The 11,726-nt window shown below is 60.3% G+C and carries 10 protein-coding genes and 1 tRNA gene; 7 read left to right on the plus strand and 4 right to left on the minus strand.

The window, feature by feature from the left end; genetic code table 11:
• The first annotated feature begins 29 nt into the window (after nucleotides 1-29).
• The 6 genes from gyrA to tgt all read left to right on the plus strand — a co-directional run bounded on the left by gyrA (nucleotide 30) and on the right by tgt (nucleotide 7,043).
• Nucleotides 30-2,843, plus strand: a complete 2,814-nt coding sequence (gene gyrA / locus IEV88_RS04560; protein ID WP_229731402.1) for a DNA gyrase subunit A — start codon at nucleotides 30-32, stop codon at nucleotides 2,841-2,843.
• Nucleotides 2,844-2,848: 5 nt separating this feature from the next.
• The gene (coaD, locus tag IEV88_RS04565) at nucleotides 2,849-3,343 is read left to right on the plus strand and encodes a pantetheine-phosphate adenylyltransferase (protein ID WP_188160543.1); all 495 of its coding nucleotides are present in this window, start codon (nucleotides 2,849-2,851) and stop codon (nucleotides 3,341-3,343) included.
• Between the two features lie 88 nt (nucleotides 3,344-3,431).
• The gene (locus IEV88_RS04570) at nucleotides 3,432-4,331 is read left to right on the plus strand and encodes a peptidylprolyl isomerase (RefSeq protein ID WP_188160087.1); all 900 of its coding nucleotides are present in this window, start codon (nucleotides 3,432-3,434) and stop codon (nucleotides 4,329-4,331) included.
• Nucleotides 4,328-4,777, plus strand: coding sequence for a peptidylprolyl isomerase (locus tag IEV88_RS04575; RefSeq protein ID WP_188160088.1), 450 nt, complete (start codon nucleotides 4,328-4,330; stop codon nucleotides 4,775-4,777). Before IEV88_RS04570 ends, IEV88_RS04575 begins: the two co-directional genes overlap by 4 nt.
• Before the next feature lie 72 nt (nucleotides 4,778-4,849).
• The gene (gene queA, locus IEV88_RS04580; RefSeq protein WP_188160089.1) at nucleotides 4,850-5,929 is read left to right on the plus strand and encodes a tRNA preQ1(34) S-adenosylmethionine ribosyltransferase-isomerase QueA; all 1,080 of its coding nucleotides are present in this window, start codon (nucleotides 4,850-4,852) and stop codon (nucleotides 5,927-5,929) included.
• A complete protein-coding gene (gene tgt / locus IEV88_RS04585) occupies nucleotides 5,922-7,043 on the plus strand; it encodes a tRNA guanosine(34) transglycosylase Tgt (RefSeq protein WP_188160090.1) in 1,122 nt (373 codons plus the stop codon). Before queA ends, tgt begins: the two co-directional genes overlap by 8 nt.
• Here the strand turns inward: tgt and IEV88_RS04590 are convergent.
• The 4 genes from IEV88_RS04590 to IEV88_RS04605 form a co-directional block, all read right to left on the minus strand.
• The gene (locus tag IEV88_RS04590) at nucleotides 7,040-7,450 is read right to left on the minus strand and encodes a TadE/TadG family type IV pilus assembly protein (protein WP_188160091.1); all 411 of its coding nucleotides are present in this window, start codon (nucleotides 7,448-7,450) and stop codon (nucleotides 7,040-7,042) included. The two genes, tgt and IEV88_RS04590, sit on opposite strands and share 4 nt — an antisense overlap.
• On the minus strand, nucleotides 7,450-7,923 hold the full coding sequence (locus IEV88_RS04595) for a hypothetical protein (RefSeq protein WP_188160092.1): 474 nt from the start codon (nucleotides 7,921-7,923) through the stop codon (nucleotides 7,450-7,452). The genes IEV88_RS04590 and IEV88_RS04595 overlap by 1 nt, the downstream gene beginning before the upstream one ends.
• A 1-nt stretch (nucleotide 7,924) precedes the next feature.
• On the minus strand, nucleotides 7,925-9,148 hold the full coding sequence (locus IEV88_RS04600) for a hypothetical protein (protein ID WP_188160093.1): 1,224 nt from the start codon (nucleotides 9,146-9,148) through the stop codon (nucleotides 7,925-7,927).
• Nucleotides 9,149-9,382: 234 nt separating this feature from the next.
• Nucleotides 9,383-9,458: transfer RNA gene (locus IEV88_RS04605), tRNA-Lys, on the minus strand.
• Between the two features lie 146 nt (nucleotides 9,459-9,604).
• On the opposite strand from IEV88_RS04605, the gene IEV88_RS04610 reads away from it, so the two are divergent.
• Nucleotides 9,605-11,701: an NAD-dependent epimerase/dehydratase family protein gene (locus IEV88_RS04610; protein ID WP_188160094.1), complete on the plus strand. Its 2,097-nt coding sequence runs from the start codon at nucleotides 9,605-9,607 to the stop codon at nucleotides 11,699-11,701.
• Nucleotides 11,702-11,726: the final 25 nt, after the last annotated feature.

Consider the following 11,726-nt stretch of genomic DNA (forward strand, 5'->3'; position numbering starts at 1 on the left):
ATGAACCCGTGATTCTCACAAGGTAATCAGTGACAGACGAAATCGACGAAAACAACCCGTTGAAGGGTGACAAGCCGCCGCGCGACGGCATCGGCCACATCTCCATCGAAGACGAGATGCGCCGGTCCTATCTCGACTATGCGATGAGCGTGATCGTCTCGCGCGCGATCCCGGATGCGCGCGACGGGCTGAAGCCTGTCCACCGCCGCATTCTCTGGTCGATGCACACCAACGGACAGGTCTGGAACAAGCCCTATTCCAAATCCGCCCGCGTCGTCGGCGATGTCATCGGCAAATACCACCCCCATGGCGACCAGGCGGTCTATGACGCGCTGGTGCGCATGGCGCAGGGCTTTTCCATGGGCCTGACGCTGCTTGACGGGCAGGGAAATTTCGGGTCCATCGACGGCGATTCGCCGGCTGCGATGCGGTATACCGAAGTGCGCATGGCCAAGCCGGCGCAATATATTCTCGAGGATGTCGAGCGCGAGACGGTCAACTATCAGGAAAACTATGACGGCAAGGAAAGAGAACCCGTCGTCCTGCCGGCGCGCTTCCCGAACCTGCTGGTCAATGGTGCGGGCGGTATCGCCGTCGGCATGGCGACCAACATCCCGCCGCATAATCTGGGCGAGATCATCGACGCGACGATCGCGCTGATCGAGGACCCGGACCTGTCGGACAGCGCCCTGCTTGAACTTGTTCCGGGGCCGGACTTTCCGACCGGGGCTTATATCATGGGCCAGGCCGCGTCGCGCGTCGCGCTGATGACCGGCCGTGGCTCGGTGATCATGCGCTCGAAGGCGACGATCGAGGAAGTGCGCAAGGACCGCATGGCGATCATCGTTCATGAGATTCCCTATCAGGTGAACAAGGCGATGATGATCGAGAAGATCGCCCTGATGGTGCGCGAGAAACGGATCGAGGGGATCTCGGACCTGCGCGATGAATCAGACCGCAAGGGCATTCGCGTCGTCATCGAGCTGAAACGCGATGCCGTGCCTGACGTTGTCCTGAACAATCTCTACAAGCAGTCGCAACTGCAGACGAGCTTTGCCTATAACATGCTGGCGCTGAATGGCGGCAAGCCGGAGTCGATGAATTTGCGCAGCGTGCTCAAGGCGTTCATCGATTTCCGCGAGGAAGTCATTACACGGCGTACCAAGTTCGAGCTGAACAAGGCGCGCGACCGCGCTCATGTGCTCGCCGGTCTCGCCATTGCCGTTGCCAATATTGACGAGGTCGTCGCCCTGATCCGCCGCTCGCCGGACCCGAATACCGCCAAGGAAGAACTGATGGCGCGCCGGTGGCCCGCCAAGGATATCGCGCCGATGGTCGCGCTCGTCGCTGACCCGCGCCATTCGATCCAGGAAGACGGCACGCTGAAAATGTCCGAGGTTCAGGCGAAGGCCATTCTCGACCTGCGCCTGCAGCGCCTGACCGCGCTTGGCCGCGACGAGATTGGTGATGAGCTGAAAGGGCTTGCCGAGAAAATCAAGGATTATCTCGACATCCTGCGTAAACGCGACCGTGTGCTGACCATCATCAAGGATGAGCTGGCGGAAGTAAAAGACCAGTTCGCCGTGCCGCGCCGCACCGAGATTCTCGAAGCCGAATTCGAGATGGAGGACGAGGACCTGATCGCCCGCGAGGACATGGTCGTGACCGTCACCCATCAGGGCTATGTAAAGCGCACGCCGCTGTCGACCTATCGCGCCCAGCGCCGTGGCGGCAAGGGACGCGCCGGCATCAAGATGAAGGACGAGGATTTCGTCGCCCAGCTCTTCGTCGGTCATACGCACACGCCGCTTCTTTTCTTCTCGTCGACGGGCATCGTCTACAAGCTGAAGCTGTGGCGTCTGCCGGAAGGCGCGCCTAATACCCGGGGCAAGGCGTTCGTCAACCTGTTGCCGCTGACCCAGGACGAGCGGATCACCAATATCCTGCCACTGCCGGAGGATGAAGACGACTGGGCGCAGATGGACATCATGTTCGCGACCCGGTCCGGCAATGTCCGCCGGAACAAGCTGTCCGATTTCACCCAGATCAACCGCAATGGCAAGATCGCGATGAAGCTGGACGAGGGCGATTCAATCGTCGGGGTGCAGGTCTGCCGCGAGGACGACAACGTCCTGTTGACGACCACCAATGGCAACTGCATCCGCTTCCCCGTCGATGCGGTGCGCGTGTTTTCCTCGCGCAATTCGACGGGCGTGCGGGGTATCCGACTGGAAGACGGCGAACGGTTCGGGCCGGATGAGGTCATCTCCATGGCAATCCTGCGCGGCTCCAATGCCAGCCCGGAAGAGGCGCGTGCCTATCTCAAGCACGCTGCCGCCATGCGCCGGGCAATCGGTGACGCCGAGGGCGTCGAGGAGGCCGACGAGGGCGCGCCGGACGAAGAGGCCGATCTGCCGGTCACAAGCCTGTCGGCAGAACGCATCGCCGAACTGGGTGCGGCCGAGCAATTCATCCTCACCGTCACCCGCAATGGTTTCGGCAAGCGCTCGTCATCCTATGAGTACCGCACTTCGGGCCGCGGCGGTAAAGGCCTGATTGCGATCGTGACCAGTGACCGCAACGGCCGTGTCGCGGCGTCTTTTCCGGTCGATGATGCTGACGAGATCATGCTGGTGACCAATGGTGGACAGCTTATCCGCACCCCGGTCGGCGATATCCGCATCGCCGGGCGCAACACGCAAGGGGTGACGATCTTCAAGACCCGGCAGGATGAGAAAGTCGTCTCTGTCGAGCATGTGCCGGAAATCTCCGAAGAGGGCGATGAGGAAGACGGCAGTGAGCAAGCCGGCACTGAGCAAGACGGGGGAGGCGACGAAGCCTGATGAGCATGCGCACTGGCCTTTATCCAGGCACGTTCGACCCCTTGACCAATGGCCATGTGGACATTATCAGCCGGGCGGTGAAGCTGGTCGATCATCTCGTGATCGGCGTCGCCATGAACGATCAGAAAAAGCCGCTCTTTTCGGTTGAGGAGAGGGTGGCCATGGTGACCGGCGAGATGGATCCGATCCGCCAGTCCTCGGGCGTCAAGATCACGGTCGAGTCGTTTGACGACCTGTTGATGAAATTCGCCGAACGGTTGAAGGCGGACATCATCATTCGCGGCCTGCGGGCGGTTTCCGATTTCGAATACGAGTTCCAGATGGTCGGCATGAACACCTTCCTCAATGAGGAGATCGAGACCGTCTTTCTCATGGCCGATCCGCATCATCAGGCGATTGCCTCCCGGTTGGTCAAGGAAATCGCCCGCCTCGATGGCGATATCAGCAAATTCGTGCCGCAATCTGTCGCTAGGAAACTTGTCGAAAAGTTTGGTAATTAACCCCACTTTGCCGCTGCAATCTTTGCCAGACCGGATTTTCTGGGCTAATCAGGGTTAAGGCTGGGCAGAATAACGGAGTGAAGCGTTCATGCTTTCATTGAAAAAAATGGTGCTGGCAGGCGCCGCGACTATGATGGGCTTAGGCGTTCTGACGGCAGGGCAGGCGCAGGAGCGGGTCAACCCGCTGACCCTGCTCGAGGAAGCGCCGGCCGATGCATGGCGGACGGTTCCACAGGATGACCTGCTTTATGTGGACCTTCCGAGCGGCAGGGTCATCATCGAAACCCGCGCGGATTTCGCGCCGGCGCATGTCGAGCGGATCAAGACGCTGGCCCGTCAGGGCTTTTACGACGGTACGATCTTTCATCGCGTGATCGAGGGCTTCATGGCCCAGGGCGGTGATCCGACAGGCACCGGCACTGGCGGCTCCGACTATCCCGACCTGTCGGCTGAATTCGTGCGCAGCCTCGACTCTGTCGCCGACCTGACGGTGCTTGGCCGCGACCGCCGTACATCGGAGATCGGCTTCATCGGCCCGGTCCCGGTCGGTGCGCAGCCGGACAGTCTCAAAGACTTCTTCACCGGCGGCAATCTCGGCCTGTGGGGCATGCACTGCAAGGGTGTGATGTCGATGGCGCGCGCCGGCGATCCGAACAGTGCCAACAGCCAGTTCTTCCTGATGTTCGACGACTCGCGCCGGGCGCTCGACCAGCGCTATACGGTGTGGGGCCGTGTCATTGACGGTTTCGAAAATGCCCGTCGTATCAACCGGGGCGAGCCGCCTGACCGGCCGACCCCGATCAACCGGATGCGCGTCGGGAGCGATGTGCCTGCCGACGATCAGGTCGACATCCAGGTGCTGCGCACCGACGGCGCGCTTTTCGAGGAGTTTCTGCGAGCTGCCGGATATTTGTCCGAGAACGACTTTATCGACAATGTCTGCAGCATCACCGTTCCTGTCAAAGTAAATGGAGAAATAGAGCTTTGAGCGATAACAAACTGATCCTTGAACTGGAAACCGGCCGGGTTGTGATCGAGACCTTCCCTGACAAGGCGCCGAAACATGTCGAGCAGATCACCAAGCTGGCTGAAGAAGGCTTTTACGACGGCCTGAAATTTCACCGCGTGATCGAGGGCTTCATGGCGCAGGGCGGTTGCCCGAAAGGAACCGGGACCGGTGGCTCCGGCACTCATCTGCCGGCGGAGTTCAACGACGTCTCCCACGCGGAAGGTGTCTGTTCCATGGCGCGCGCTCAGGATCCGAACTCTGCCTCGAGCCAGTTCTTCATCTGTCTCGACGATGCCACCTTCCTCGACCGTCAGTACACGGTATGGGGCAAGGTCGTGGAAGGCATGGAAAATGTGCATTCTATCCACAAGGGCGAGCCGCCGAAGAACCCGACAAAGATCGTGTCTTTCCGCAAGGCTGCATAGCCTCGAGTGATGATATGAATTCGATGCCATGCGTATTGGCTTACGCATGGCATTTTTTCTTTTTGAGGCTGTATGCGCGTAGATGATTTCGACTTCGACCTGCCCGAGGACCGCATCGCGCTGCGGCCTGCGAGGCCACGCGATTCATCGAAGCTGCTGCAAGTCGGCGAGAGCCTTGCCGATCTCGTATTCAGGGACCTGCCGGATATCCTGAACGAAGGGGACGTCCTCGTCCTGAACAATACGAAGGTGCTGCCGGCGTCCTTGCGCGGTATCCGTCCTGCGCGCCGGGACGGCGGCGGCGGGGAGGTGGAGATCGACTTCAACCTGCACAAGCCATTGGCCGACACTGGCGATGGCAAGATCCGGTGGCTGGCCTTCGCCCGTCCGGCGAAACGCCTGAAAGAGGGTGATCCTGTAAGGTTTTCCGAGGAGCTGTCCGCTGTCATCGCGCGCCGCGACGGGGCGGAGATCGAATTGTGTTTCGACTGCCCTGCCGAGAAATTTCTCCCGGCACTCGAAGCCGCCGGTTCGATGCCGTTGCCGCCCTATATCGGGCGCAAACGGGCTGTCGATGAGGCGGATGCGCAGGATTACCAGACCATGTTCGCGCGGGAGGAGGGCTCCGTCGCCGCGCCGACCGCAGGGCTGCATTTCACGCCGGCCCTGTTCGAACGACTGGAGGAAAAGGGCATCGGTCATGTCGAGGTCACGCTGCATGTTGGTGCCGGGACATTCCTGCCTGTCTCCGCAGAGACGACCGAGGCGCATCGCATGCATGCCGAATGGGGGGAGATAAGCGACTCGGTCGCGACACATCTCAACGAGGTTCGTGACCGGGGCGACCGGATCATCGCCGTCGGCACGACATCCTTGCGCCTGCTCGAAAGTGCCGCGCAAACCGGCCGGATCGACCCATTCTGCGCCGAGACGGATATTTTCATTACCCCCGGCTACCGCTTCACGGCAGTCGATGCACTGATCACCAATTTCCATTTGCCGCGATCGACTCTGTTCATGCTGGTCTGCGCCCTTGCCGGGACTGACCGCATGAAAGCGGCCTATGCCCATGCGATCGAGCAGGGCTATCGCTTCTATTCCTATGGCGATGCGTGCTTCCTCGAGCGCGCGAAGGACCGCACCGATGACTGACTTCAGATTTGACCTCCAGGCAACGGATGGGGCAGCGCGGACCGGTGTCATTACGACACCGCGCGGCGGCATCCGCACGCCTGCCTTCATGCCGGTCGGCACCGCCGGAACGGTCAAGGCGATGCATCCGCAGCATGTGCGCGAGACCGGCGCCGATATCGTGCTTGGCAATACCTATCACCTGATGTTGCGCCCGACTGCGGAACGGGTGCGCCAGCTGGGCGGCCTGCACAGATTCATGAACTGGGAGAGGCCAATCCTCACCGACTCCGGCGGTTTTCAGGTCATGTCCCTGTCCAAGCTGCGCAAGCTGACCGAGAATGGCGTCACGTTCCAGTCCCATATCGACGGCTCACGCCATGAATTGACACCGGAGCGGTCGATCGAGATCCAGTGCCTGCTCGGCTCGGACATCCAGATGCAATTCGATGAATGCCCGCCCTTTCCGATTTCCGAGGAAGGCTCGCGCGAGTCGATGGAATTGTCCCTGCGCTGGGCGGTGCGGTCCAAGCAGGCTTTCGAGGAAAAGTCAGCGCCCGGCAACGCGCTGTTCGGGATCGTGCAGGGTAGCGTTTTCGAGGACCAGCGCCGCCGTTCCCTCGATGAGCTGCTAGAAATCGGCTTTGACGGCTATTCGGTCGGCGGGCTTGCCGTCGGCGAGGGACAGGAGGAAATGTTCCGGGTGCTGGACTTCACCACTCCCCATATGGACACGGCCAGGCCGCGCTACCTGATGGGCGTTGGCAAACCATCCGATCTCGTCGGCGCCGTTGCTCGCGGCATCGACATGTTCGATTGCGTTGCGCCGACACGGTCGGGCCGGCACGGGCAGGCGTGGACGAGGAATGGTCCGATCAATATCAAGAATGCCCGCTTCATCGATGACGAAACACCGCTGGATCCGGATAGTCCGTGCCCGGCATCATCACAATTTTCAAAGGCTTATCTGAACCATCTGTTCAAGGCCGGGGAATATCTCGGGCCGATGCTGCTGACGTGGCATAACCTAAATTACTACCAGGAATTGATGGCCGCTATGCGCGGTGCCATTGCCGAGGGGCGCTTCGAGCACTTCGTAGCGCATTTTGAAGCGGCGCAGGGCGCGCAGACCTAGTTCACGATCGTGAGGGACTGCGATTTGGTCACCGTCTGTGGCGCGAGCGACATGAAGAATTCCGGCGTCATGTAATCGAACTCATAGCTGGCGGAAACCGTCACGACCGAGCCCACACTATTTGAATTGTTCTGCCAGTTGACGCTGACTACCAACGCGTCTTCATCGGCGACACGTGTACTGTCCCTGACTGCCGCAGAGATTGACTGCACCGTTGCCGGCGACTCGCTGGCATCGCTGGCGACCATGGCTGTTCTTGCGCCCTGAAGCACTGCCGTTTCGATTGAATCCGCGAGCATGGCGAAACGCCCGAGGTCGATGATTGCCATCATGAAAAAAATCAGGAGCGGTGCGGTCATCGCGAATTCCACGGCCGATGCGCCGCGGCTGTCTGATAAAATACGCATCAGGAATTCCGGAAGAGGTGTGAGGCTTTGAGCTGCTTATTGCCGAGAAGTGACGAGTTTACGACCGCGTCGTAATCGCGCCTGACCGTCACTTTCTTCCAGACCAGCTTGGTCGACGACGGGCACGCACTCTCGCAGCTATTCTGGGCATCGGCGCTGGTATAGGACTGCAAGGCGTCCGAACACGTACAATATGATGTTATGGAAATGATGTTGGCCGGTGCCGGAAATCTCTGGCTGTAGGCGCTGAGAATTTCTGCGTCGGTCCGCGTATCGTCAGGCGTCGCCGCGAGGGCGATGGCCATCGAATAGCTGTCCCTGTTCATCGCTGCAGTTTCCGATTTGTAGGAATATAGCTCCACGCCATAGAGGAGCATCGGGGCAAGTATCAGCGCGATGACAAGAGCGGCTTCAATCGCCACGGACCCTTCGTTCCGGGTGTATAGTTTCTCGATAGTTTTCCGCATGCTCATCTTATTTCACCAGCGCATAGTTCCCGCCACCGCCCCCGCCGCCGAGATTGCTGGCAAGCCCATAGGGGTTGTCGACGTCGATATTCATTCTCGAACCGCCGACCATCTTGATCCGGTCTGCGAGAACATAGGTGAAGTCGCTGCGTGTCGTGATGGCGGCGTCGTTGCTGATGTCCAGCAGGCAGCCAGGAAAATACAGTATGCCGTCATATTTGAATCCGGCGCCCCCGGCGAACGTAATCGGGTCGGGGCAGCTGCCAGTGTTTACCCGCCACAAAAGGACACCGGCATACGGCCCCGTTTGCGGTGCCTGGAACGAGTTTTCGGTGGAAGAATAGTCGGTGATCCGGATCGTGCCGCCATTCATGACAATGATGGTGATAGGGCCGTTGGCGATAACCTTGGCACCGCTCTGGGCTTCGAAATTGCCGCCCGTAACGTAATAGGTCCCGGCCTGCAGGTAGTGTGTGCGGCCATTGTTGGCGACAAAACCACTGGAGTAGATACCGGGCTGGAAGGTCTTGGATCCGTACCAGGAATAATCGGTACCCGGATTGGCATAGGTCGTTCCGTTCGCCACGGGAACCCCGAGGGATGATGCAAGGGGGTCTGCCGCGGCAGGGCACTGCTCCTTCGTGGCGCTGACAGCATTGCCATTCGCCTCGTAGACACCGCCACCATGGCATAGTTTCCCCGGGCCGCTGCCGTCGGTGACAGTGATGAAGGCCTGCGTCAAATGTACCGATCCTGCGCCGGTCGCGTTGGACTGCACAGAGCAGCCGCTGATCGTCATGCGCGCATTGTTGTTCATTTCGATACCGCGGCCGCCGGCAGGGCTGGTATTCGTTGCGAGCACGCAAGGAGCGGGTTCGCCATCCTTGGAAATTTCAGCTGTGGAGGAGAGGGTAGGCGCATTGATGCCGAGAATACGCGAGAAATGCTTGCTCGTAGCGCGGGTGCCGGTGACGCGATAGCGGTTATTGCCAAGATCCGTCAGGGTGAAACTGGTCGCGCCGGACTCCGCAGGCAGCCGGTCAGCATGGGCCTGAAGCATCTTCGTGACATCAACTGCCGACATGCTGTCTTCCTTGGCGATGCTGACCGCATAGGCGGCCATATCCACGTCTTCCTGCAGCCGCGCGGCCTGCTGGCGCCATACGCCGGCGTCCATCGAAAAGGCCAGCGCGATGCAGAGCAATCCGACGATGAGAGCAGCGAGGGGCATGATAGAGCCCCTGTCATTCATAGATACCGGTGTCATATTTTACCGAATGGTTTACGCAAAAAGAGATTTTTCCGTGCATTTGTAGCTTTCAACTCGACAAGAAAGTGTGAGCAGGCGTGGTTAACAGCGCGGAAATTCCTTCTGTTTACAATGATCTACGCGCAAATAGCCTGGATTTGGGGGGCTCGACGAAGTGCGCGGGCGCACTGGCCGCCTTATTCCTGTTCAGGAAAATGGTGAGCCCGACAGGATTCGAACCTGTGACCCACTGATTAAAAGTCAGTTGCTCTACCAACTGAGCTACGGGCCCACACAAGAAGCGGTTAGATAGTAATAACTGGGGCCCGGGTCAACATTAATCAGCGCGAAAAAGCAAAACCGGAAAAGCGCATGAAAACAGGGTGATATTAACACTTCTGGGGCATGGTCTGCGGGCTAGCTCAGGACGAAAAGATCATGACAAGAACCGCCTTTATCGGGACGGGTAATATCGCCGCCGTGCATGCCGAAGCGCTTGGCCAGATCAAGGGGGCCGTGCTTGCAACGGTCGTCGACCCGGTCGAGAGCCGCGCGGTCGCGTTTGCCCGGAAGTATAAAGCTGAAGGCCATTACGGGTCGTTGACCGATGCCCTGAAAGAGGGCGGGTTTGCCGTCGCGCATGTGCTGACCCCGCCATCCACCCACTATGCCATCACAAAGACACTTCTGGACGCCGGTATCGGCGTTCTTCTGGAAAAGCCCATGGCGGAAACCGTGGCGCAGTGCGAGGACCTGCAGGATTGCGCACGCTCGCGCGGCCTGCCGTTGCGGGTCAGCCAGAATTACCTGTTTCATCCGGCACAGCTCAAGGTGCTCAAGGCTCTGGAAGAGAACCGGATCGGGCCCGTGCGCCATGTCAGCTGTCGCTACGTGATGCCGCTGCGCCAGCTTGCCGCGCGTCAGTTCGGGCACTGGATGTTCGACTCGCCGCGTAACCTCCTGCTGGAACAGGTGGTCCATCCGCTGAGCCTGATCGACGATGTTGCCGGCCCCCTGACCGTGACGGCCGTGATGCCCGGTGAGCGCAGGACCTTTGCCGACGGGATCGATCTCGTGACCGAATGGCAGGTTTTGCTGGCAGGGAAAAATGGATGCACCGTCCAGTTGCTCATTTCCCTCGGTGCGTCCTATGCCGACTGGACGCTGGATATTCTGGGCGATGACGGCCGGATCAGCGCCGATTATCTAGCCAGCACGGCGGGGGTGACCACGCCCGGCGGGTATATCGATTTCCTCGAGACCATGCGGGCGGGCTATGCCACCAGCCTTGGCCGCATCGCCCAGGATAGCGGCAATGCGGCCGCCTATCTTGCGGCACAGACAAGGCTTGTCGGGCGCCGTGATCCGTTCTTCCTCAGTATCCGCAACAGCGTTCGGGATTTCTACGCAGCGCTGGACCATGATCGTCACGATATGGACGGCGCCCGCGGCACAAGGCTGGTTCGCCTGTGCACTGATATTGCCGCAGCAAGCGGCGAGCCGACACAGCGGCCACAGCCTGTCGAGCATACCGGCTTCCGGGCTGATGTGGTCGTGCTCGGCGGCACCGGCTTCATCGGCAGCTATCTGACACGCGACCTCGTCGGCGCCGGGAAGAAGGTCCGGGTCGTCGCGCGCAACACCGGCAATCCGGCGCGGGTGTTCACCCATGAGAATGTCGAGCTGGTCCAGGGCTCCATTGCCGACCGTGACTTTCTCGAAGAGGCAATCGCCGGCGTGCCGGTGGTGGTCAATCTTGCCCATGGCGGCGGGGGCGACGATTGGGAAGCGATCCGCAACGCGATGGTCGGCGGTGCCGAGAAAGTTGCCGATGCCGTGATCGCAACGGGTGCTGAGAAATTCCTGCATGTCAGTTCCATCGCGGCGCTTTATTGCGGCGACCCGGATGAGACAATCACCGACAAGACGCTGCCGGACCCGGACAAGGGGCGGGCGGACTATGCCAGGGCCAAGGCGGCGGCGGAGCGAATACTGCTGCGCAAATGCCGCGATGACGGGCTGCCGCTGAGCCTGTGGCGGCCCGGTGTCGTCGTCGGCGAGGGCACATCACCGTTTCACAGCGGCGTTGGCTTCTATAATCGCGAGCGTGTCTGCCTCGGCTGGAATGACGGTCGCAACCCGCTGCCTCTTGTTTTGGCCGAGGACGTTTCGGCAGCGCTGATGAAGGCGATCGTCGATCTGCCAGCTGATGAGTTGACAGGCAGGGCCTTCAATCTCGTCGGCGATGTGCGGTTGACGGCTCGGGCGTATACGGCGCTTCTCGCTGAAAAGACCGGGCGGCCGCTTGTCTATCGGCCACAATCGATCTGGCAGCAACAGGCAGGTGAGGTGGCCAAATGGGTCGTCAAGAAAGCTGCGGGGCGCAAGGTCGGCTTTCCATCTGTTCGCGACCTGAAGTCGCGCGGTCTGGTGGCGTCCTTCGACACCTCCGGCGAAAAGAAGCTGCTCGGCTGGCAGCCGGTTTCTGACCGGCAGACCTTCATAGACCGCGCCATCCAGGTTCATGGTCGATAATGACCGCGCGCCGCACGATATTGCA

This window comes from Aquisalinus flavus (assembly GCF_014640095.1).
Classification (GTDB): Bacteria; Pseudomonadota; Alphaproteobacteria; order Caulobacterales; family Parvularculaceae; genus Aquisalinus; species Aquisalinus flavus.